16 protein-coding genes are annotated in these 22,681 nt (G+C 57.4%); 4 read left to right on the top strand and 12 right to left on the bottom strand.

Annotation, left to right across the window (positions count from 1 at the left end; all coding sequences use genetic code 11):
* Positions 1 to 46: 46 nt before the first annotated feature.
* Complete coding sequence (locus H8K04_13465) at positions 47 to 691, bottom strand: Crp/Fnr family transcriptional regulator (protein UVT14840.1); 645 nt, start codon at positions 689 to 691, stop codon at positions 47 to 49.
* A gap of 527 nt (positions 692 to 1,218) precedes the next feature.
* Between H8K04_13465 and H8K04_13460 the strand changes: the two genes are divergently transcribed.
* On the top strand, positions 1,219 to 1,983 hold the full coding sequence (locus H8K04_13460) for a DUF928 domain-containing protein (protein ID UVT14839.1): 765 nt from the start codon (positions 1,219 to 1,221) through the stop codon (positions 1,981 to 1,983).
* 104 nt (positions 1,984 to 2,087) lie between these two features.
* On the opposite strand, the gene H8K04_13455 is transcribed toward H8K04_13460, so the two are convergent.
* The 5 genes from H8K04_13455 to H8K04_13435 all read right to left on the bottom strand — a co-directional run bounded on the left by H8K04_13455 (position 2,088) and on the right by H8K04_13435 (position 13,280).
* Entirely contained in the window at positions 2,088 to 4,031 is a 1,944-nt protein-coding gene (locus tag H8K04_13455; GenBank protein ID UVT14838.1) for an adenylate/guanylate cyclase domain-containing protein, read from the bottom strand.
* 92 nt (positions 4,032 to 4,123) lie between these two features.
* The gene (locus tag H8K04_13450) at positions 4,124 to 6,511 is read right to left on the bottom strand and encodes a CHAT domain-containing protein (protein ID UVT14837.1); all 2,388 of its coding nucleotides are present in this window, start codon (positions 6,509 to 6,511) and stop codon (positions 4,124 to 4,126) included.
* A 19-nt stretch (positions 6,512 to 6,530) separates the two neighbouring features.
* A complete protein-coding gene (locus H8K04_13445) occupies positions 6,531 to 8,294 on the bottom strand; it encodes a ShlB/FhaC/HecB family hemolysin secretion/activation protein (GenBank protein UVT14836.1) in 1,764 nt (587 codons plus the stop codon).
* Between the two features lie 35 nt (positions 8,295 to 8,329).
* Positions 8,330 to 11,386: a filamentous hemagglutinin N-terminal domain-containing protein gene (locus tag H8K04_13440; protein UVT14835.1), complete on the bottom strand. Its 3,057-nt coding sequence runs from the start codon at positions 11,384 to 11,386 to the stop codon at positions 8,330 to 8,332.
* Positions 11,387 to 11,504: 118 nt separating this feature from the next.
* Positions 11,505 to 13,280, bottom strand: a complete 1,776-nt coding sequence (locus tag H8K04_13435; GenBank protein ID UVT14834.1) for a C-type lectin domain-containing protein — start codon at positions 13,278 to 13,280, stop codon at positions 11,505 to 11,507.
* 393 nt (positions 13,281 to 13,673) lie between these two features.
* On the opposite strand from H8K04_13435, the gene H8K04_13430 reads away from it, so the two are divergent.
* Positions 13,674 to 14,462, top strand: a complete 789-nt coding sequence (locus H8K04_13430; protein ID UVT14833.1) for a 3',5'-cyclic-nucleotide phosphodiesterase — start codon at positions 13,674 to 13,676, stop codon at positions 14,460 to 14,462.
* A gap of 50 nt (positions 14,463 to 14,512) precedes the next feature.
* Here H8K04_13430 and H8K04_13425 read toward each other — a convergent pair whose 3' ends face one another.
* The 4 genes from H8K04_13425 to H8K04_13410 are packed head-to-tail and all read right to left on the bottom strand — an operon-like array spanning position 14,513 to position 18,450.
* Positions 14,513 to 15,280, bottom strand: coding sequence for an alpha/beta fold hydrolase (locus H8K04_13425; GenBank protein ID UVT14832.1), 768 nt, complete (start codon positions 15,278 to 15,280; stop codon positions 14,513 to 14,515).
* A gap of 60 nt (positions 15,281 to 15,340) precedes the next feature.
* On the bottom strand, positions 15,341 to 16,666 hold the full coding sequence (locus H8K04_13420; protein UVT14831.1) for a hypothetical protein: 1,326 nt from the start codon (positions 16,664 to 16,666) through the stop codon (positions 15,341 to 15,343).
* Between the two features lie 10 nt (positions 16,667 to 16,676).
* Positions 16,677 to 17,477, bottom strand: coding sequence for a bifunctional hydroxymethylpyrimidine kinase/phosphomethylpyrimidine kinase (gene thiD / locus H8K04_13415; protein ID UVT14830.1), 801 nt, complete (start codon positions 17,475 to 17,477; stop codon positions 16,677 to 16,679).
* A gap of 7 nt (positions 17,478 to 17,484) precedes the next feature.
* Complete coding sequence (locus H8K04_13410) at positions 17,485 to 18,450, bottom strand: hypothetical protein (GenBank protein ID UVT14829.1); 966 nt, start codon at positions 18,448 to 18,450, stop codon at positions 17,485 to 17,487.
* Between the two features lie 270 nt (positions 18,451 to 18,720).
* Here H8K04_13410 and H8K04_13405 point away from each other — a divergent pair, with 270 nt between their 5' ends.
* Positions 18,721 to 19,869 carry an agmatinase family protein gene (locus tag H8K04_13405; protein ID UVT14828.1) on the top strand — a complete coding sequence of 383 codons (1,149 nt, stop codon included), beginning with the start codon at positions 18,721 to 18,723 and terminating at the stop codon, positions 19,867 to 19,869.
* Positions 19,870 to 20,024: 155 nt separating this feature from the next.
* Here H8K04_13405 and H8K04_13400 read toward each other — a convergent pair whose 3' ends face one another.
* A complete protein-coding gene (locus H8K04_13400) occupies positions 20,025 to 20,456 on the bottom strand; it encodes a putative toxin-antitoxin system toxin component, PIN family (protein UVT14827.1) in 432 nt (143 codons plus the stop codon).
* The gene (locus H8K04_13395; GenBank protein UVT17978.1) at positions 20,453 to 20,740 is read right to left on the bottom strand and encodes a type II toxin-antitoxin system Phd/YefM family antitoxin; all 288 of its coding nucleotides are present in this window, start codon (positions 20,738 to 20,740) and stop codon (positions 20,453 to 20,455) included. The genes H8K04_13400 and H8K04_13395 overlap by 4 nt, the downstream gene beginning before the upstream one ends.
* A 494-nt stretch (positions 20,741 to 21,234) precedes the next feature.
* Between H8K04_13395 and H8K04_13390 the strand changes: the two genes are divergently transcribed.
* Complete coding sequence (locus H8K04_13390) at positions 21,235 to 22,536, top strand: ammonium transporter (protein ID UVT14826.1); 1,302 nt, start codon at positions 21,235 to 21,237, stop codon at positions 22,534 to 22,536.
* Positions 22,537 to 22,681 lie beyond the last annotated feature (145 nt).

Raw genomic sequence — 22,681 nt, 5'->3', positions numbered from 1 at the left:
ATAGGGCCAGGGTTGTAGTGTCGATCGCTTCACGAGGATCATTCAATTACACGGTTCCTGGCTCGATGGCGCCGCGCCGCACGTCGGCCAGCAGCCGTTGGACGATCAGCCGCATAAAGAAGAACCCCAACTTCGGATTCTGGTAGTACAGGCGGTAAATCATCTCGTCAGTCATCTTGTATAGCTCGCAGTCGGTGTCACATATCACAGTCATCGTGCGTACCTTTTCACCTGAGAAGAGCCCTATCTCTCCGATCAACTCGCCGGGGCCGATGTAGTGGTCGATCTCTTGAAGTTTGAGGCGCCCATCGGCCACGTAAACAATTTCGTGGGCCTTGTCACCCTTTCGGAAAAGTACTTCTCCGGCGCGGTGCTTCTTTAAATGCATATGTGGCAAAAGCCATTCCGACACGGGTGATTCCACGGTGGCCTGTTCAATTTGCTTTGTCAGCCGGATGATTTCTAACAGGCGTTTGGTGTTGATCGGCAATAGGATGAAATTCAAAAGAAATTCCGGCATGCCAACCAACTGTGAGATGTCCAAGTGCGCATGCAGCACACTGAAGATGATAAAGACGACGTTGCTGGCCACGGCCAGCACGCGCAGAGAAATCATCTCTTTCTGCGAGTGACTGGCAAGATAGAACACGCATCCCAATAGGCCGATGATGGTAACGATGTCGAAGTGCATGGACTGTGATTTCCTCCAGCACCAGTTCGAGTGAAAATGGAGAAGGAGAAGGTGAATGAACGAGCTTGCCCGATTCGGCGATGCGTATGATAACCAAATCGGCACAGTGTAATCCACCAAGGCGTTTGAGAACCGCACCTATGCATGGTCTGCTTGACCTCGAAGGGGAACTCGACGATGGCGGCGCGCCAGAGCGGGTTTGTTGCAGATCCAAGTCGGCTTGCAGCCAATGGAGATGGGGAGTGATTGTCACGGATATTCGCTGCGATGTGAGATTGGCCAAGCGGCCTGGATCGATGAGTGATCCCCATGAGGAGATGGATTTACATTGGAATGTAGGCGTATATTACTGCCCCCATCAAACTCGGGAATGGCTGTAGCGTTCTGAAGGCAAGAAACAGCAGTGTTTTTATGCGGCTAAGAATAGCAGCTGTGTTGAGGCGCTTCTTTTCGAGAGGGTAGTCGGTATGATATGAGCAAATCATCTCTCGCCTGGATTTGAAGTGTCAAACAAAGGAGGGAGCATTATGAGACTCTTCATTATCGTAAGCATCGCCGCCGGTCTCGCATTACCACTACCGTGGCTCTCCCTGGCAGAAGAGAGGCAAGGAACAGCACCCCAAACTATCGCATCCCAACCTAAGTCCGAGTCGACCATCAAACCGTTGCTGTATGTTCCACCCCGAAAGGGGGCTCCGGCGCCTGGACTCAGAAGGGGAGGAGGAACACGCGGCACGAATAAGAGTCTCCCGGTGATCAGCCTGTTGGCTCCTGACCATGTGGGATTAACGATTCATGAGCAACCAGTGCTGTTTTGGTTCACCCCGACCAAACACAACCTGTCCTATGAATTCACACTCATCGCCGACAGTGCCGAGGCTCCTGCCGTGGAAGCGAAACTTCCAAGCCCCGCCCGACCTGGAGTTCAGCAGATCAGACTTGCAGACTATAACGCGAAATTAGTGCCTGGAGAGCGTTATCAATGGTCGGTAGCGCTGGTGATGGACCCCGATGAGCCTTCCGCCAATGTCGTGGCGAAGGGAGCGATCGCGCGTGTGGATCGCGACAAGCTGGAACAGCCGCTGACGAGTGATGTGAGCAAGGCGGATGCACCGAAGCGCTATGCTGAAGCGGGAGTTTGGTACGATGCTCTCATGGCTATTTCTGATCTAATGCAATCCAATCCGGCTGACATGGAATTGCGTCAGCAGCGTGCGTCGCTGCTTGAGCAAGGTGGATTGGGAGAGGTGGCCGCGAGCATACAAGGTATGCGCACATCTCAGCCCCAGTAAGCACTGCCGGGAGGAGCGGGTAGGCCACGCGAGAAGGAAGCTTTTTTGTTCCCCTGTTGGAATGTTGGTCTTGAGGTTCGCTCCGAGTCTGTTCGATGTACGGATTACTCTCTCGGCTCCTTCCCACACGCCGTGGTGACGATACGGTAGGCCAGCAAAGACTCCGCTTTTCCTTTGAGGCGCACCTCTCCGATACATTCTAATTGAAAACGGTTGCCGAGCAGCTGAGCGGTGCTTTCGCTGATCAAGATCCGACACGGGCGACGCCCCAGCGGTTCTGCAATAGCCTCCCTGCTGAAAGTTTCTAAGTGCGCTGCGGTATTGACCGTGTCGCCGATGGTGGTATATTTCATGCGCTGAGCGCTCCCCACACATCCGGCCAGCAGGGGACCGGTATGGATTCCGAGGCGCATGCCCACCGTTGGGAGACCGTTCCGTTCATGTTCCTCGTTGAGTCTGAGCATTTGCTGTTCCATCGCCAGCGCACAGGTCACTGCGTTGACCGCATCGGTGGCCACTTCTTCCTTGGAATCTCGCTTCAGCGGGACACCAAAGTTAGCCTTAATTGAATCGCCTGCGTAGTCGTCGATCACCCCTCCATGGTCCATAATGATTTTCGTCATGGTATCCAAGTAGGAATTGATCCAATCCATTAAGGCCTGCGGGGACATCGTTTCCGAAACGGCCGTGTACCCTTTGAAGTCTGAAAACAATACGGTGGCGAAGAGATCCTGCGGCCGTGGGCGTCCACCCTCGAACAGTTGGTCTCTGTCCTGCCATATCTTGTCGGCGACCTCGCGCGAGACGTGCCGTGAAAACAGTTGCATCAACATGGTCCGATCCTTCCGTTCTCGAGCCAGGGTCGAGGCCACGACCATCGCGATCGCCAGAAACCAGGTAAAGCTGGCAGGGATCTCAGGCGCCCACCATCCATACCAGAATAGTGTGATGACCGACACGGTCATGAGTACAAGCCCTCCGAGAGTGATGACCGAAAAGCGCCAGGCGGATCGTGCCAAACTCCCGAAGGCTCCTCCGAGCATCCCCCATACCAGCGTCCAGGCGATCTCAGCAGTTTCGCTCATCGCATGGATCGGTCTGCGGCCGTCAATCGCGGCGGCGAGTAATTGCTCCGTAATGATCCCATGCATGAGAACACCGGGGAACTGGTCACTACCCCGCAATCCGTAGCGAACCGGGATGTGGAACACATCCGGCACGCTCTCAGCCGTGACGCCGATCATGACGATCCGCTCTGTGAGATAACGGGCCTCAACCCGTCCGGCAAGCAGATCGGTCAGCGAAAAGGTGTGTAGCGGCTTGGCCGCTCCGCCGAAATCCAACAGGATCTGGTATCCGGCATCATCCGCATTCACATACCCCCCATCCGAAGACGCGAACGGCTTCAGTGTGGTTTTCCCCAAGCGAATCCATTCCGGCACTGCCGGGTCTTGTTCCGGCACAATGCCGTCGTGGGCCAGATACAACATGGCAAGCCTGAGGGCGTAGGCATAGGCGACATCATCGCCGTCGTCTTGGAAGAGCAATGCCCGGCGTATGAGTCCGTCATGATCGACCAGGATATCGTTGAATCCTACTTGCTGGCTTCCTTCCAATGCTCGTGGTGGAGGGATGCGGGCCACTGTGCCGCCGCCGAGTTGCGAAATCATGATGATTTGGGGATGCTTGGGTAGCAGCGCGGCTAGTTCGTCATGTCCGGGGGGAACTTCGATGTCGCGGTACAGGTCCACTCCGATTGCCCGTGGCTGGTAGTCGACAAGGATGCGGAGCGTGTGTGCAAGGGTCTCATCTGTGATCGGCCACCGTCCCTGCCGACGAATATCCTCCTCGGAAATGGCGATGTACGTAATTCGTGAATCGCTGTCGGTTGTTGCCGGTCTCGATCGGAGAAGCCAGTCATACGCGCTGAGCTCCAGATGTTGGAGAAGGCCGGTGCTGCGCACTCCGAGGATGACCAGGCCACAAAGAAAGCCGGTCACAAGGGCCATGGCAAACGGTAGGTAGACGGTTTTCAGCACGCTTTGCATGGAGAAAACACACGAGTGCGAATCCGGCAAGCCTGGTCATCGCAAAAGCACCAGGACGGCAAAAGCACCAGGACGCCCGTACTTTATCCTATTTAGAGCCAGTTGTTCAGCAGAAGAAAGGGTGACCAATAGATCGGATGCTGGAAATCAGGATTCTCCATCAATTTCAGCTGTGCCTTCCGAAGGGCCACGGCTTTTGAATTGCCCGGATCTTTCATGTGGCGATAGAATTCCACGACCAACGCCGACGAAGCCTCGTCGCTCACGAACCAAAGCGTGGCGAGTGCGCTGCGGGCTCCTGCTTTGATCGCAATCCCCGCCAAGCCGAGCGCCGCGCGGTCGTCTCCAGCGGCAGTCTGGCAGGCGCTGAGGCTCAACAGTTCGAGCGGTTGATCCCGAAACCTGAAAAAGCCTATGACCTGGCTCAATCGGTCCATCGTGAGTTTCTCATCGAACGTCAGCAGGAAACTGTTCTTCGCGTCGCGCTCGAATTTCCCGTGAGACGCAATGTGCACGATGGTAAACGGGTTCTCCTTCATCGCTCGTTCCAGCTGAGGCACTCGGAAATCCTGGTTCAGGAGGCGGTGCGTCTTGTAGAGCCCGCCGATCGCCTCCAACTCTTCCGCCGCGTTCGGGAGCGGCGGGAATCCTTGAACGCCTTCTGTGAGACCGGCGGAGAGTACTTCGATCCCCTCCCGGCCGAGCGGCTTTGGATCGGTCAGATTCAGGCCGGGAGTCGTCGCCACTGCATACTTGGCGATGAGGAACTGCTTCCCATCGTGCAGTGCCGCGAATGGAATCATGCGGAGTGGCCCGTCCGGCACGACGACCAGCGTGTTGATGTCGAATTTCGCGAACTCCGGTTCGAGCGGCCGTAGTAAGAGATCGTACAGACGCTGCCCTTTGCGAAGGTATTCGCGGGTCGTTTCCTTTTGTAGTAGTCGGCGGAAGGCCACGGCTTCCGCCTTGAGCTCCTCTTGCTCGATAGCCACCGTGATGCGATGCATCCCGTCGGGCAGGCTGACCAGCAGTTCCGTTCGATCCGGTAAGATGATAGGGTAGAAAATCGCCGCCTGGCGCGAGACATCTTCCAGCTTTGTCTGGCGGGTTTGAAACGCATCGACGCACTCATCGGCAAAGTAGTCGCGCAGCTCGGCCGTTTTGAACAGCTCGATGGCCTCGCGCGCCTTGATGAGATAGGGTTGTGCATCTTCTCGAGTCGTTGTCGTGCTGGAACGTCGGAGCAGCAGGTCCGCTAGTTCGAAGTACAGCCGACCACCGGCTTCCCTGAAGGATGCCGTCGACAGCGCGGTGCCGGCAGCCATTTCGGGACGCAACGTTTGAACGAGGTCGGCGGCGCGCTGGTACGATACGATCGCCTGATCGATCTTGTCCTGAGCCCTCAAGACACGGCCCAACTGCCATTCCCACTGATACAGAGACTCCGGGGCATGCACCTGTTGAGCATAGCCGACGGCAAGTCGTGTGAGCAGCAGTGTTTCGTCGTAGCGTCGGTCGAGCTCATACAGGTGGCCCCGATGCCCAAGGGCATAAGAGGCGGCGCGCACGTCGCCGACCGACTTGGCGACCTCGCCGGCTTCTTCGAGGGCCGCGGCCGCTTGCAGACGCAAACGCCCGCCGGAATCCGGGAGCTGGGCGTGGAGGTTCTCGAACCCCAACCCGACTGAAATCAGATCATAGGCCTTGTCGTGTGAATCCGGAAAGCGATGCACCTGCGATAGCGCTTCGTCGAACAACTTCCGCGCCTCTTCCCACTCTCTCATCCGGACTGCCACTTTACCGCCGTTGATCGTCGCCGCCGTCAATAGTGTTTCTGCATGCGCCGATGCTGCTAGGCGCCGCGCTTCCGAATAGGAGGCCAATGCGTCGTTGTCCTGTCGGAGCGCGCTCTGGACGGCACCAAGCGAATGGACAATCGAGGCCACTCGAATCTGATCCCCTGCTGCGCTTGCCAGCTGTCGGGCAGTCTGCAGCGTGTCCAACGCGGCATCCGGACGTCCTCCCGCCAGATAGGCCTGACCAAGCAGTTCCATCGCCGCAGCCTGACGAGAACGATCGTTCCCCTGGGTGAGAACGACCACGACATCGAGATTCTGTGCGGCAAGGTTATGGAACCCCAGCGATAGATAGGCTCGTGCCAGCGCAACACGGGCGTCGCTCTCCTCTACAACACGCCCGGCGTCGTGAGACGCCCGGACCGCCTGTTGCCAGATCTCGGCCGCCTGCTCGAAGGCCCCACGCCTGTAGGCATCGTACCCTTCGTGCAGGAGGGATCCATGCGGAAAAGAAGGTTCGGTTTCTATCTCGTGAGCCGGTGCGGAGGAGGAGACCAGCAACGGGAGGCACAATGTAACGACGGCGATACCGATCATTGTGACCGGGGCGCACCATCCATGACGGCGGAGCATGCCCGCACGGGTTTGTGTGCAGGCGTATTGGGGCGAGAAGGGGTCGTTCATGGTCATCTCCTCCATCCCGTTAGAAGGGCTGCAGGACCAGCTGCAGATGTATGCCATGATCCTGCAAGTTGCCTGTCGTGATATACGGAGGATCATTGGCTCCCGAACCTCTCAACCGATACCCCCAATAGATTTCAAAGTAGCCTTGATTTTTGGGGAGGAAGGCGGTCCGCAGCCCCACACCCACGCTCATCAGACTCCTGGGGTCTTCGTTTGAGCCCTTGGCGGCCCAGGCCTTTGCATAATCGAAGAACGGGGCGACTTGTATCAAATCCTCCCTGGCTCCGAATACCCATCGGGCTATGGGAAATCGAGGCTCGATCGAGAAGAGAAACGCATTATCCCGCAGCAGGCTGATCTCGCGATAGCCTCGCACACTGTAGCGCCCGCCGATCGGCATCTGTTCGAGAGGGAACAATCGATCGTTGGTCAACTGTAAGTCCATGCGGCCCAGCAGCTGCGTGCCCGCATACTGGTCAAATCGGTGCAATCCTTGAAGTTGCCCAACCCAGGAAAAGTAGCGGCCATCGGCAACCGGGCCGGAATTGATCGTCGCATCCAGCACGTCCAACCCCACGGAGAAACGCGAGCGCACCCCGACGATGGAGTCCTGCGTCCGATAGGTCCAGTCTTGGAGAAACCGCAACGCGGCTACGTTCGCGACGCCGTTCTGATAACCGGCGAAGAAGTCGAACGGCTGGCCCAGCAGCAGATTCTTATTGTACAGATAGTCGCCCTGCACGCCGAGATTCAGCTGATGATTGAGCGTGCGATACACCGGTTGTTGCAGCGCGACACTGAAGATCTCAGTATGGCCTTCGATGTCCAGCGCCTTAAAGGGCTCGGTGACCACTTCGAAATCGGAGCGACGGTAGGCGATAGCCAGGCTGGTATCGTAGGCAGTGATCGGGAGAACGTACGAAACGTTGATCAACGGCAAGACGCCGGTCGTGTTGTTCATGGGAATCGATTGCCCATAGGTAAACTGCAGCCGGTCTCCGTTCCCGGTCAAACTCTCGTGAGCGAGAGTCGCAAGCAAGCGTTCCGCTCTGACCGCCGGAGATTGAAAATTGTTGAACTCCAGCCATGCTTTGAACGGCCGAGACTCCGACACGCGCACATTCAGTTCACTTTGACCTCGCGCGACCCCACGACGGAGCTCGGAATTGATGCGTTGTATACGTGGATCTTGCTGGAGAAGCTGCAATCGCTCTTGCAGCGTGTAGATATTGACCGGCGGCCCGGCACCGAGTGCAAGGCGGCGACGATAATAGCCGGGCCACAACCACCGTGCGCCTTCGACGTGAATCTCCGCCAGCGTGCCTTCGATGATTTGGATTTTGATAAGACCATCGGTCACGGCCTGGTCGGGAATCACCGCTCCGGACGTGACGTAGCCTCGCTGGACGTAGAGCAGCGTCACTGCGGACCGCAAGCTTTCCAGGTCCTCGGTCGTGACCTCGCGCTTCGTATACGGTGCCGCCACAGCGTGCAGTTCTTGCGCGGTTAAGACCGTATGACCTTCGAATTGGAATTCCCGCACGAAGACTCTCACAGGTGGGAGGCGTTCTTGCGTCTCGGTGGGAGGCATTGGAGCGGCCGGTTCCATCGGCGCGAGCTTCGGGGAGGGCGGCTCGTCTTTAAGCGATGGAATTTCGCGTGATCGCCCGCCTGGATCGACGATTGGAGGGAGAAACACTTGTGCCGACGCGGATTGTGCCACAAGGCAGACGATCATGACGATCACCGCAACCCACGGCAACCGCCGTCGACTCACACGCACGGAGCCTCGCTCCATTGCGTGGTGGAGTTTCCTGCTCATGACGGACAGGCGGCCGTATCTGCGAAGAGCGTGACTGACGAAGGCATCTCCTTCCCGAACAGTCGACGCAATCGGATCCCTGATATTCCGGTCGACGGCCGGGTATGTCGCAGCTCGGAATGGTCGGAGGTCACGGGCAGGTAGGGACTCGCGAGTAATCCATCGGGTCCGGCAGGGATGCCGTCACGTCCGCGTTCGACGAAGCTGCTGGTTGCTCCCTGCGCCAGCCTCGCCGCGCAGGCGGCCCGCAGCAGCGTCTGAACCGCCAACAAGGACTCCGGCAGTTGCGCGACCACGCTGGATAGGTTGTTGATCGCGGCGTTGATTTGCACCGTGCCGCTGACCCCAAGCGTGGAAGTTGCGTCCACGATGCTGGAAGGATCGGCAAGAAAGAGACCGGCGGTCACGTCGATGGCTCCTCCGGATCCGGCAAACGCCTGGGCCAGAATCTCACTTTTCTGGAGAATCACGAACTGCGGATCGATCCGGATATTGCCCCCATTACTGTCTCCAGCCGCGCCGGCGACGGAGGTACTAATCGGGCTCTCGATCAACCGGATCATATCCGGCGCGTTGATGGTAATCTGGCCACCGCTGGCATGGCTGGCTTCCGTCGTCACAGCGCTCTGCTCCATGAGAAACGTCGAGCCGCTCTCGATTCTGATGTTGCCGGCATTGCCATCTCCGACTACTTGCTCGACCGGTTGGCCGTTAATCAGCACAGTCTCCTTCACCTGCAGCGGCCCATTGCTGTTCGCCGTAATCAAGGTACCGTTGGAAAGTTGCACGCTCCGAGCGGTAATGGAGACATCTCCACCATGATTCGCCTCCGCCGATGTGGCGATTGTGCTCGCGTCACTTGTAAAACGGCCCGCAGCCGTAATGCTCACATTTCCCGCCGTGCCGGGCGCCTGGGTCGTTCCGTCGGGGTGGGTGATGACCTCCGTCCCGGTGCTGGCACTGCTGATGCTGCTGCCATTGGCAAGGCTTAATGTGCCGACGTTCATCGTAATGTCGCCGGCCCGGCCGGACTCAGACGTGCTACTGTTGATCTTGGCCCCGTTCGAAAGGCTCACGGTCCCCACGTTCAGCACCACGTCTCCTCCTCGGCCGCTACTGCTCGTGCTGCTCTCGATGGAAACATTATTCATGATTAACTGATTTGCCGTGATTGCCACCTGTCCCGCGTTCCCAGCGGCCGACAAGCTCGTGATGCGAGCCTCGCCGGAAATAGCAAGCGTGTCCGCATCGATGGTCACATTTCCTCCAGCCCCTGTGTTGATCGAAGTGCCGGTTTGGATCGCGGCCCCCTCCTTCAGCATGACCGTCCTCGCATGCACCGCCACGTCCCCGGAACGAGCTGCGCCGATTGTATCTGAGACGATGCCGGAATCCGACCCTGAAAGGTCGATAGAATCCGCCATGCTCCCCGCTCCCGACAGCCCGTGCACCTTGACTGTGGCAGCCGCTGGAGCATTAGGATCGGCGCTGCCCGTGGAAGTCTTAATGGTCGCCCCACTGGAAAGTGTGGCATGCTGGATGCTTACGACGATATCTCCTCCGCGACCCACGTCAGTCGCTTCCGCGTTGACGGTGGTGGCAGCTCCATCCATCGTCAATGCTTTGGACAGGATGGTCACTTGTCCTCCCTCACCGCTTCCAAACGTCTGAGTCGACAGGCTGCTGTCACCAGAGAGGGAAACCGACTCTGCCGCGCCGAATTCCGTGCCCGATGGCCCTTGGATCGTCACATTGCCACCCTGGCCTAACCCAGGGGTGAAGTTCTGACTCTGGCTTTGGATTGAAGACCCACCCATGAGCTGTACCGCCCTCACACTCAGAACTACGCTTCCTCCAACGCCATCCCCATCAACCGTTGCCGTCACGATCGACGCGCCATTCTCCATGGTGAGGCTGTCGGCCTGAAGCTGCACTGCTCCCCCGTTCCCTAGTCCCGAGGTGACCGTTGCGATGCTGGACCCATCCATCCTGAAGCTCCCAACCGTCATTTGCACATCGGCACCCGGCTCTGTTCCGGAATTTGCCGTTACGATGGAACTACCGGGACTGAGCACTATGGTATCCGGTGGCGCGGGGGCATCAGATGTGGAGAGGGTGGCCTCATTCACGGAAAGCACAAGCTGTCCGCCTTTGATGAAGACTGTGCCGGTGCCATGGACATCGATGCTCGTGCCCGAAGCAAGGGAACCCGACCCGCTCGAGGTAAACGAAGTCCCGTCCAGATTGGGAAGTGAACCAAGCGCCGTGACGTCGAATTCCCCCGGAGAAACAGCGCTGGCAAGATTGATGGTGCCGTTCGGCGCAGAGAGTTGCGCGCCCCCTTCGATCACGACTTTCCCGCCGACCAGCGAGATCGCTTGCCCTGATGGCACGGAAAGGGCACTGCCCTGGATTGTGATTGTGGCATTCGGATCGGGCGCTGTAAGAACACCGTACCCAGCTGGGGAACCGGAGAGAAATTCAAAGGCGGAAGCATTGATTGTGAGAAGGCTGTTGGCCAACCCATCGTTGGCGGGATCGGCGTAAAAATGTGCATTGCCGACCCCGTCGAACAGCCTGAGGTACTGCGCGGTCGTGAAACTGACCGATCCGCCGACGTTGAGCGAAGCCCCTGGCCCCAAGGCGATGCCGGATTGATTCATCAAGAACAGATTCGCACTGCCAAAACCGGTGGTTTGAATCGTGCCATCGATGTTCGAGATGTTGCCGCCCGTCACACGGCCCAGGATGTTCGAGGTCGGGAGGCCTGTGTTGTTGAGAAAGTTGGCGAGATCTCCGCCACCCACACTGAAGTTGTCAAAGCTGTGAAAGAGATTGGGACCATTGCCTGGTCTGGTGCCTCCAGTGATGTTATACGAATTGCCGGCCTGATTGACCTGTGTGTTTAGACCGGAGGAGGTAATGTCCGTAGGGATCTGCGCGTCACCAACCGACGGTGACATCGGAATCACGGCAAGTATGAGGAGGCACGCCCACTGAGCAGGATGTCTCCTGGACGATGGATGGCGCCAGGGCGTCTTGCGTGCATCCATATTCCCTCTCGTTCATGCGATGTGGGGAGCAGCGTCCACTGCTCCCCGATACAGAGAGAAACCGTCTGATACTTCTTACTTGAAAGAGTGCATGAAGTGAATATGAGTCATGAAGATCTCACGGCGAAATCGGTCTTTTAGCCACAAAGCCGTGAGTTCCTCCGTCTCCGTTGAGGTCATTCCAGCCCCACCCGTAGCGATTATCCATGGTCACATGGTTCTCGTTACCGCCGAGGTTGTTCGGCTCATTGTCCGGACCTGTGGAGGCAGTTCCCCAATTCGCATACCCTCCAGATGTGACGCCGTTGTTATAAAAGACGAAGCTGTTAGTGGTCCACCGCCAGGTGCCGCCGGGCTCCTGCGACCCGCTTGGTTGTTCCCCTGCGATCCAGTAATCAAGCGTGCCAGGAATGTCTCTAGGGTTAGGTGGTAACAGGCTTTGGATGAACTCCTGTTCCCCTTGCGAAGTGATTGTGGCCAAATTCCAGCCAATACCCAGGCCTTGGGCTTGCGCCCGTGCCTCATTCCAAGTCACGCCAGTTTGGTTGATCACACGATACTCATGACCGTTGTATATCGCCCCGGCATTGTTATCGAAGGTGCAATCTACATTGCCACCCACCTCGACCACAACACCCGTTGTGGGTCCCTCTTCCCCGCACGAAGAGCTGGTCAAAGTCCATCCGGACAGCGGGTTTTCAGTGATGGTGTAGGTTCCTGGTTCTACCGTGACGACGATTGCCTGCGAACTTGAATCGTCCATGGAGATTGTCTGGGTCGATGAAGAAGGTCCGCTGATAGCGAACGTAAAGGTATCGCTCGTCTCTTGGCCCGTATTCTTCGTGATCGTGATCGTGCCGCCAGGCTCCGCGGGCACGGCACCGGCTGCTTCTGCAGCCGCCAATTCCGCCTCCACGTCGTCTTCTATGACCGCGTTAAGCTCCTCCTGAATCTCAGGACAGGTCCCTGGAACGGTCTTGGCCAACCACTTGTCCAGTTCAGCTATCAGGTAGGCCAACAAAGCCTTGGCTTGCTTATTTTTGAGATACTTTTGGCCCATCTTGGCCAGCCACGCGCTCAGCTGATTGATATCGTTCGGCGCATGAGGGTCCAGCTTGAGCATCAGTTTATACAGGTGCGGTGGAATTGGTATCACCTGATCAACTGGCCGGCAGGTTCCACCCGCTCCAATCACACTGTCGGTCAAAACCAACTTGTCTGCTCCTGCAACGGTGATGGTGAACGTCTGCGTGATCGTCGGAGCGCACCTGCCGCTGCCCGTATTGCAATTTGCCCGGACCACGGTTGCCGCCCGAGTTCTCGTGACACTGCCATTAAGATTGTTGGTTGAGGGGGTTGCCAACACACCGGTATCAAGCCCCAACCCCAGAGTAACATTCGTGCCGGCGAAGTTTCCCCGACCGGTTTGTTGCAGCCTATTGCCCACCATACTCTCAGTTGAAGGGGGATCGAAATACCCGGCCATCCCGTAGCCCCAAGAATAGTCGCCCTGTGGGTTCCCTCCACCGGCATTGTACGTATGCGTGACGACGACCGTGGTGGTCTTCGTGCCTGCCGTTACCACCGGCGTGAAGGTGATTCCGGTCAATTTCAGCAGGTCGAGACTGTTCGCGGCGCTGTTGTCGCCGATCATTATTCTGGCCTTGTTCGTGGAAGAGACGTCCCCCACGGTCCAGTTACCGTATCGACCGGGAGGAATAAACGAACAGAGGTTATAGCCCGAGGTACAAGCCGCTGATGTTGTAGTAATTTGAACAGTCGTCCCATCGATCGTCACTGTCAGTGCTTCCGAAGGCAGGGGCGTCATCAGTTCTCCAATGGCTCCGACGATCAGCAGGCTCGTCATCAACCCAACCCACCGGAGATACTTCATAGGGCCCTCCCAGGTTAGAAAACTCGTTTCGCGGAAAACGATTCTCTTTCTTACGCCTGCGGCCTAACCTTTCAGGCGTCAAAGCACCGCTTGATCTTCAGATGCTGCTTGGTCCATTGGAAGAACAACTCCGCGAATCAGGTCGTCAACCAGCATGAGAAAAATACTGTAAGGGAGGCAGAATGGCCTGGGAATTATGGCCCTAGAGTGGCGGACATTAGACCCATTTAGATACATTTGCAACCACTAACATAGAGCTACCGAAGTTGGTAGGTAGGGACGCTCGCCGGCATGGTTTCAAGAGAATCGACCGGTAACTGACGGAGAGAAGCTCACCATGGTATGGTGCGGCTTTAGGGTGGAGCACCCCCCTTCAAATAATCGGGGTATTATATGAAGATACGTGTGTTGGGTTGCCACGGGGCGGATTGTTTCGTGGACGCACTAGAGGGGCCGGTTCGCCAGGAGAGTTGCGGGTTTCTTATCGATGATTCCGTGCTCCTGGATGCCGGAACGATCGGAACGCGGCTCACGTTGGAGGAACAGCGACGTATCCGGTTCGTGCTCCTCAGCCACCTTCATTTTGATCATATCAAGGGCCTTCCGCTACTGGTCGACAATCTAGCCGAAGAGTTCGTCGCTCCTGTCATCGTGATGGCCACAGAGCCGGTGATTCAAGGGCTGATCGACCATGTGTTTAACGACCAGGTCTATCCGAATTTTTTCAAGCTGCCACGTCGAGAACATCCGGTCTTGCAAGCACAAGTTCTCCACCCCGGAAAACCGGTCATGCTGGACCATCTCGAAGTCACTCCCGTTCCGGTCAACCATACAGTTCCCACCGTGGGATATGTCGTGAAGGACCGGGGAGCTGCCCTGCTCTATAGCGGTGATACCTATCAGACGGAGGAGATTTGGAGCTTGGGCAGAATGATCCCCGAACTCAAGGCCGCCTTCCTTGAATCATCTTTCCCTGACGAACTGGGGGAATTAGCAAAAAAATCCAAACACCTCACTCCCTCGCTGTTCCTGAAAGAGTTTCAAAAACTTGAGCGTCCCGACCTGCCCATCTATGCCTATCACATGAAGCCCGAATTTCGTAGCCAGATTGAAGAGCAAATTAGCCGGCTGGGTATCCAGCGGGTGGCGTTTCTAGAGGAAGGTCAGATCATCACGGTATGATCTCACGGAAGATTTGTACTCCAGTCGGCTGGCTTCAGCATCCCGATCTCCTATCCGGTGAGATAGCTGTTCAACCAGTCAGCTATTACATTCGTCATCCGTTTGAAGTCTTCGCCTTTCGTAAACTGATGGTCCGCTCCCGGCAGCATCTCAAGGTGCTTTTTGACCCGGAGCGCCTCATAGAGCCGGCGGCTTTGGTGCAGGGGGACATGTTCATCGTGGTCACCCTGCACGATGACGGTCGGAGCGGTGATGGATTGCGCGGGATCGTAGGCTATCTGCCGGAGGCAGTCTTCATAAAAGTCGTAGCGAAGCTTGATCGCATCAGGACCTCCCATAATGTTGGGGATCGTGTCGGTCGTCTTCCATTGCGCCATTCCTTCCTCTCCGAACTCCAGCCGTAGCTCTTCCGCAAAATCGACGACAGGACATTTGAGGGCAAGGCAAGCCAAGTCTGTCCGCTGTGAAGCCGCCAGAATCGAGACAAGGCCGCCGAAGCTGGATCCCATCAGGGCGATGCGGTGATATCCCCTCTGTCTCATGAGGTCCACGGCTGCGTGCGCTTGTTGGACCGCCAGGGTGACGGTGATCTGATCGAATGAGCCCTCGCTTTCCGCTTGACCGAAAAAGTCAAAGCGGAGGGTGGCGATACCCTGGCCGATGAGCAGTCGGGTCAGCGCGTTATTTGTCGAGCTGGACTTCGACGACAAGAATCCGTGACACAAGATGGCGATTCTATCGGTCCCGCCGCTCAACTCGGTCAAGATGGACGCGACCCGATGTCCGTGAGGACCGGGAAATGAAAATCGTTCTTCCACGGGGCGATTGTATCAGAGTCGGCTTGAATGGTCAGGGGGAAGGTCGGCGGATCTGAATGGTTAGGCTGTGAGTTTGAGTTCCTCGGGAGAAATGTGCGGGGTGACGAGAGCCTCTGGTTGTTTGGCCACGGCCGCGGTCAGTTTAACCGAGAAGATCAGGATGCTGGTCAAGATGAGGCCGAGACAAGTCCAAAGCGCAGTTCGAATGTAGACGGAGGTCAGAGGCACGTTCCAGGCAAGCGCCGCCAGGATGCCGAGCCCCATGGTTCCTAAAGAAAGCGCGGCGATTTGAACGGTTCTCCATCGGTTCATAATGGCGGTAAGGCGGTCAAAATAAGGGCCGCGTTTTTTGCTGTTAGAGACGCGATGGGCCGCCAAGGTAGCGGGAACGAGGTAAGAGAAGGCGCCCATGACGGCGTTCACGACGAAGCCGACGAATGTCATATGTGTATAGGCGACCAAGTGCAGTTTGCCGTAGGGCAACGTCTGGGGGCTGGATAGGTTATTGGCTCCGACAAGCACACCCAGCATGATGGTGAACAGGAGAAAAAACCCACTGATCAAAAGATGGTCCGATGCGGCGTTGCTCGTATGGGTTGAAGACCGCCATGCACTGAACAAGTCACCGATGAGAAGCGCTCCTCCTATGAAAAGGATGCCGCCGCCGGCCATTTCAACAAAGACGGACGAGTTCAGAAATCCGCCGATCAAAACAGTCACACCGATCGCCATCGTGACCATGACCGGCTGTGCGAGTCCGGGTCTCACGAACGGAGTATTCCACACCGTCGATAGGATGCGGTGCATCATCCCGACAATGGCCAAGACCACAAAGCCGAGCACAGCAAGATGAATATGCGCGAGCCGCACATAACCGTAGGATTCCGGCATGAGCCCATACGCGGCGATTTCCCCGAAAGCCGATCCACCGACGAGGGCGAGGAGGGAGAGTGTGTAGTACCATGAGTCTCCGAATGAAGCAGTCCACGAATCGCGCACCCGGCCCCAGATCGTGTGTATGACGGACAGGAATGCGGCGATGACGACGAATCCTGCGCCGCCCACGACGATGTCTTGACGCAGCCAGAAACCGACGAGCATTCCGATTACACCGCCGTTCATGGCCCAGAGGGTAAAGGGGCGGAAGGCCGACTCTCTTCGATCGACTGAGTGTGGCGGCGGGATGAGCAAGAGAAACCCGCCGAGCATGATCTGGGCCACCCCGCCCACCAGCACTGCGTGGACGTGGAGCGCCCGCACCCATTGCGGCAGGGGAGTGCCTCCCACCAGCCCGACCAGCATCGCCAGGCCGAGGATCGAAGCAAGCACCAGCCAGCCAAAACCGATGAAGCAAAACGTAAGGGGATGATAGCTTCGTGCGAACATCGTCCTGAACTTATCGCTCCAGGAAATAGAAATGATCGGTCGGGCCCTGACCGTGGCCGATCGCTAATCCATGCCGGATCGCCTCGGTGACGTACGACTTCGCGGCCTGCGCTGCATCTAAGACGGACCGCCCTTGGGCAAGATGAGCGGCCAATGCGGAGGCGAACGTACACCCTGTGCCATGTGTATGCCGGGTCTCAATGAACTCCCCCTTCAGGACGTTGAAAAATCTCCCGTCATAGAGCAGATCGGTAGCCCGTTCGTTGAGGAGATGACCGCCTTTGATCAGCACATGCTTGCACCCGAAGCCATGAATCACCTTGGCCGCTCGCCGGGCGTCCGCCAAGGAGGTAATCTCGATCCCAGACAGTTGTTGCGCCTCATGGACATTCGGGGTCACGACCAAGGCGAGCGGAAGCAGTGTCGTTTTGACGGCCTCGACCGCATCCGGTCGCAACAGAGGATGGCCGCTCTTGGAAATCATCACCGGATCCACGACCAGATTGGTCACGTGTTGGGGTGTCAGCATTTTCACGATGACGTCGACGACGGCAGCAGAAGACAACATCCCGGTCTTCACGGCGGCGACCTCGAAATCGTCGAAGATCGCGTCGATCTGAGCCGCGATGATCGCGGACGGCAGCTCGAAGACGTCCGTCACTTCTTCGGTGTTCTGAGCCGTGATGGCCGTAATCACCGACATGGCGAAGACGCCGTTGGCGGACATGGCCTTGATGTCGGCCTGGATTCCCGCTCCTCCGCCGGAGTCCGAACCGGCAATGGTCAGCACTTGTTTCAACGTGTTCGACATACACCCTCTACGGTACAGCTTGCGCCGGCTCCGGCGATGATCCGACTTTTAGCCCATCGATCACGAAGGAAGCGTCCCGTCTCGGCAACTTCTCGTGGAAGTGCAACGTGAACCGAGCGACCGAAACATGCGGAGAGCCGGTGAACGTGAGCACGGCCCGTTCTTTTCGGCGAGAAAAGAGTTCGAGACCCCGTGTACAGAGCCCTTCCCGATTCTCCTCGACGCCCTGATGCCAGGCCGTTCCATGATCGTCTTTCAACAGTGTGTCCTGCAAGTGACAGAGCAGTTTCAGATCGCGCGGGGAATGGTTTTCTATAGTGAAGTCCACCTTCGTTCGTCCATCCTGTTTCTCGATCGACGTCACGACCAACTCGTAGTGCTCGTTCCGGTGCGTTCCCAGACCGACCGGCGGCGCCGGTTCTTTCGGACTTTCGATGATCACGACCGGTTGTGGTGCCGGTTCGTCCTTCTTGAAGAACGTACTCAGAGGGCCGGATTTCGGCATTGTTCCGCGTGCAGCGCCGACCGGCTGGGCGTTCGACGGATTGATGAGCTTCACGGAGACCTGCAGGCCGTGGGGAGTCTCGATCGCCACACCTTTGACGAACACGTCGGCGCGTATCGCTTTGGCTGCGCGCCGTACGCCTTTCGCATCAGCCGAGTCGAAATGATCCACGTTCTGCTTTTTCAATGTCGAGTATGTGAGCGTGCGGTCAACCACCGTCAACTCCCCGCCCACCATGATCTGTGTCCCGAGCTCCTCGGCAATGAACCGCCCTATCGGAGAGGGCTCTCCGGCAGAATCGGTAAAGTCGAGAATTGCGAGCCGCTGCTTTTTGGCTTTGGCGGCTTTTTCCGTCACCCCTTCCGCCAACTGTTTGAGGCTCTCCTCATAACCCGCTTCAGCCCATGAGGAAGTTGGATAGAGGGATGACAACATGAGGCTGAGGAGCAACGCCGGGAGTCTGATCATACACATGAACTGTTGTCATTATACTCGGGACAGCACTGCTGTCTAGCGGGCTGTAAAAAGCGGTGTGTCATCGCCTCGCTGGTTGAAAGCAGCGCGGGAGGTCTATCGACGGGAGGCCGTGATGATGGTCCGCTGGATGAGACGTCATCCTCGTCATGCGATGAATGGTCCTCACGCTGGGGACGCGCAATTCGTTGCTGATTTCCACCGTGTAAATCGGTATTCTGTCCATTCTGTTTGTGTGGAACATCTCAGCAAGGAGGTATCTTCATGGCGAAGGAGCGAAAGTATCGCGGCGAAGTTCCCCTTCATGATCGATATGGTCCTGAGGCAAAGTATGCCGTCGAGGCGGAAGCACTGCTTCCGACCACCAAACACGAAGAGGAAATAGCGCGCGGCCTTCAATTGGGTCTCCCCGCCGCCGATTCGATCGTCGATCGACGGATTCCCACCTTCAGCCGTGGTGAGCTTCCGCATTTTGCCGGAATCAACACGTTCGTGAAGTCGCCATATGTGGAAGATGTTCGGAAGTGCGGCGAGTACGATGTCGCCATTCTCGGCGCGCCGTTCGACGGCGGCACGACCTACCGCTCCGGCACCCGGTTCGGCCCTCAGGGTATCCGCAAGATCTCGGCGTTGTACGGTACCTATAGCTTCGAACTCGGCGTGGATCTGCGGGAATCGATGTCCATGTGCGATCTCGGCGACGTCTTCACTATCCCCGCCAACATCGAAAAGACATTCGACCAAGTCAGCAAAGGGGTCGGCCATGTCTATGCCAGCGGTGCGTTTCCCGTGGTGTTGGGAGGGGACCATTCGTTGGGCTTCGCGACGGTGAGGGGAGTGGCCCAGCATCTGAACGGCAAGAAGCTCGGCATCATCCATTTCGACCGGCATGTGGACACGCAGGATACCGATCTCGATGAGCGCATGCATACGACGCCTTGGTTTCACGCGACGAATATCCCCAACGTGCCGGCAAAGAATCTCGTCCAGATCGGGATCGGCGGCTGGCAGTCGCCGAGGCCTGGCGTGAAGAGTGGCCGTGAACGCCAAACGAGCATTATGACCGTCACGGATTGCGTGGAGATGGGCATCGAGAACGCCGCCAAACAGGCGCTTGAGGTGGCATGGGATGGGGTCGATGCCGTCTGGCTCAGTTTCGACGTGGATTGCTTGGATGCGGCCTTTGTCCCCGGAACAGGCTGGCCGGAGCCGGGGGGATTTTTGCCTCGCGAAGTGTTGAGGTTCCTCCAAATTATCGCGGACGCGAAGCCGCTGGCCGGGATGGAGATCGTGGAATGTTCACCACCCTACGACGCCGCTGAGATCACGAGTCTCATGGCCACGCGGGTGATCTGCGACGTCTTGGCCTGTCAGGTGCGTTCCGGACACCTGGCAGCGAGAAAAAAACGGTAAGCAATAGAGATGGCGGATCTCGCGCGAACTGCCGCATTCTCGTTATCGAGTCCCGCGATTGATCTTTGACGACTGAGTTCGGCGGCGCAGTTCACACTCGTCGGTGACGATTCCCAAGCCATCCGCAGAACAGCGTGTGCCGTGCTTCTGCATTTTTATCTTTCGCGTGTCCGATGCGTCGATCGCTTCCGGTAATAGTCGAGGAATTCGCGTGGCGAGCGTACGGTCATCCCCTGGCGTCGCGCCGGAGGAAAGTGCTTTGTGTTTCCCGTGATCAGACAGTCGGCTTTGCCGGCCACGGCTGATTCTAAGAAGGGTTCATCGCTCGGATCCGGCAGTCTGGTCGGCAAGGGATCGCCTGCAACGCTGAATCCCTCCAGTACGATTTGTTCCAGCAAAGCATGAGCGTGTCCGGCGCTGAACCGAAACTTCGGTCTGGCGAGGACCTCGCCATATTCCGTGAGGATTCTCGCGTCGAAACATAACTGCAAGGTGCCCGAGGCGATCATCCGGACAATCTCGCCGGGCGGACCAAACGGAGAGAGGAGCCCTGCGACCAAAACGTTCGTGTCCACCACCACCTTCACCGGTGACGGGCTTTCCGTACTGCTTTGATCTCAGAGGCGATCTCCCTGGGGGAAAGGCTATTTGTACCGGCTTGGACCGACTGCCGCTGCATCTTTTCCACCGCAGCCACCGCTCTCGCGCGCCTAACGGCTGTCAGGGATTCTTCCAAGGTGTCCTCCGATACTGCCGAGAGAATAGCGATGGGTTTTCCATTCGATGTCAAAACGACTTCTCGCTCCTGAGCGAGCTTGATCCAGACTTGTCCGGAACGCCCGCGCAAATCTCGAACCGTAATGAATTTCATGAGACTCTCCTTCAGATGGGTGACGATAGAGTATACGATCGAGAGCCGACCGTCAAACGACGATCTTTTCAGCGTCGTGATGCCCAGTCCACTCTTATTCTTAGCAGCACGAATCCGGCGGCGTCGTCCCTCGGATTTTCCCATCAGCCCATAGCGGGTCGTAACTCCCAGAATGCCGCCGAGGACCAGCGGCACGGCGCAGAGCTGCCACCAGGGCGCATCGGGAGAGAGCGAAGCGCAAGACCTGGACCTCACGAACATGGGTTCACACACCAGCGAGTGACCTTTTATCGCACGCCGCCGCTCCCCGCTGGAATGGGCTTCTCCTTTGATTTATCAGTCACTTCGTCGCCTCTTCCCACTGATTGATACGATTGTTCGGATGAAGGAGCCGGTCGAACAAACCTTTGGTTGGGTTTGACAAGGGCGCTTGCAAGTGGGGTACACTGCCACCCCAATAGCCCCCTATTACTCCATTGTCCAAGGAGGACTCAATGCAGAACAGCTTCTGTTTGAAGGTGCTGAGCGCAGCAAGTCTGTTTCTCTTGTGTCTCACCGGCTGGGTCGGCGCCGAAGAGCCCGCGGGCGGAATCAATGAAGCGCGTCTGGTCGCACAGTACAACTACTCCATCCATATCCTGGCCATGTTGGTGGTCGGATTCGGATTTCTCATGGTGTTCGTCCGGAGGTATGGATTCGGGGCGACAACGGGCACCTATCTGGTCGTGGCGACCGGATTGCCGCTGTATATGTTTCTACGGGCCAACGGTCTAGTCGGGCATGGGTTGAAGGCGCATTCAGTGGAAACGCTGATGCTGGCCGAATTTTCCGTAGCGACCGCTCTGATTGCAATGGGGGCTGTGCTGGGAAGACTGCGTGTGTTTCAGTATGCGATACTCGCGCTGCTCCTGGTGCCCATCTATGCGCTGAATGAGTACCTGGTGTTGGACAATGGCTCGGGGCTTACGAAAGGGTTTCAAGATTCCGCGGGATCGATCGTCATCCACGCGTTCGGTGCGTACTTCGGATTAGCTGCCTCTCTGGTCATCACGACCGCCCAACAGCGGAGCCAGCCGATCGAGTCCGATCCCACGTCCGATCGTTTTGGCATGCTCGGGTCAATGGTGCTGTGGTTGTTCTGGCCGAGTTTTGCGACGGCGATCGTCCCGTTCGAGCAAATGCCGCAAACCATCGTGAATACGATCCTGGCCCTGAGCGGGGCGACGCTTGCCACGTATTTTCTGAGCACCTATTTCCATAAAGGGAAAACCTCGATGGTGGATATGGCCAACGCCGCGTTGGCGGGCGGGGTGTCCATCGGCTCGACCTGCAATCTCGTAGGCGCCGGAGGGGCGTTCACCATCGGTGTCTGCGCCGGTACCCTGTCGGTCATCGGGTATGTGTTCATTCAGCCCATGCTGGAATCGAAGATCAAGCTTGTGGACACTTGCGGCGTGCACAATCTACATGGGATGCCGGGGCTCCTGGGTGGACTCACGGCGATCTTCGTTGTTCCCGGCGTCGCCGGTGTACAACTGACCGGTATTGCGCTTACCCTTGTCATTGCGTTGATCGGAGGGTTCATTACCGGCGCATTGATCAGAGCGACCGGCACGACGGAACAGGCGTACGAAGACAGCCATGAATTCTCCCATGTGCCGGGCCCGGAAAGTGAACGGAAGGTTGAAGAACTGGCGCTGGGAGCCAAAGCCGATATCGAGGCGCTGCAGAAGCAACTGCTTACCCGAGCGGCGCAGTTACATTCCGGAAGGGAAGAGCCAAGACCGATTGCCTAACTCAGCTTCAGCCCTTTTGGCATTTCGTTACAAGACTGCCGGTAGGTGGAGCAGGAGAGGCCTTTATCCTGTGTTCTCCAAGTGAGGCAACGCGTTTTTACTCATGCGTTGCCTCATTGGAACACACACTGCCTCAATGGAACGC

The sequence above is a fragment of the Nitrospira sp. genome (genome assembly GCA_024760525.1).
GTDB lineage: Bacteria > Nitrospirota > Nitrospiria > Nitrospirales > Nitrospiraceae > Nitrospira_D.
The sequence above is the reverse complement of the archived record's forward strand: the minus strand, read 5'-3'. Positions and strand labels throughout refer to the sequence as shown.

What these genes read in the sequence shown, in the direction of transcription:
- H8K04_13465 (UVT14840.1), bottom strand. Translation starts at nt 691, where the DNA reads ATGCACTTCGACATCGTTACCATCATCGGCCTATTGGGATGCGTGTTC.
- H8K04_13460 (UVT14839.1), top strand. Translation starts at nt 1,219, where the DNA reads ATGAGACTCTTCATTATCGTAAGCATCGCCGCCGGTCTCGCATTACCA.
- H8K04_13455 (UVT14838.1), bottom strand. Translation starts at nt 4,031, where the DNA reads ATGCAAAGCGTGCTGAAAACCGTCTACCTACCGTTTGCCATGGCCCTT.
- H8K04_13450 (UVT14837.1), bottom strand. Translation starts at nt 6,511, where the DNA reads ATGAACGACCCCTTCTCGCCCCAATACGCCTGCACACAAACCCGTGCG.
- H8K04_13440 (UVT14835.1), bottom strand. Translation starts at nt 11,386, where the DNA reads ATGGATGCACGCAAGACGCCCTGGCGCCATCCATCGTCCAGGAGACAT.
- H8K04_13435 (UVT14834.1), bottom strand. Translation starts at nt 13,280, where the DNA reads ATGAAGTATCTCCGGTGGGTTGGGTTGATGACGAGCCTGCTGATCGTC.
- H8K04_13430 (UVT14833.1), top strand. Translation starts at nt 13,674, where the DNA reads ATGAAGATACGTGTGTTGGGTTGCCACGGGGCGGATTGTTTCGTGGAC.
- H8K04_13420 (UVT14831.1), bottom strand. Translation starts at nt 16,666, where the DNA reads ATGTTCGCACGAAGCTATCATCCCCTTACGTTTTGCTTCATCGGTTTT.
- thiD (UVT14830.1), bottom strand. Translation starts at nt 17,477, where the DNA reads ATGTCGAACACGTTGAAACAAGTGCTGACCATTGCCGGTTCGGACTCC.
- H8K04_13410 (UVT14829.1), bottom strand. Translation starts at nt 18,450, where the DNA reads ATGATCAGACTCCCGGCGTTGCTCCTCAGCCTCATGTTGTCATCCCTC.
- H8K04_13405 (UVT14828.1), top strand. Translation starts at nt 18,721, where the DNA reads ATGGCGAAGGAGCGAAAGTATCGCGGCGAAGTTCCCCTTCATGATCGA.
- H8K04_13395 (UVT17978.1), bottom strand. Translation starts at nt 20,740, where the DNA reads ATGAAATTCATTACGGTTCGAGATTTGCGCGGGCGTTCCGGACAAGTC.
- H8K04_13390 (UVT14826.1), top strand. Translation starts at nt 21,235, where the DNA reads ATGCAGAACAGCTTCTGTTTGAAGGTGCTGAGCGCAGCAAGTCTGTTT.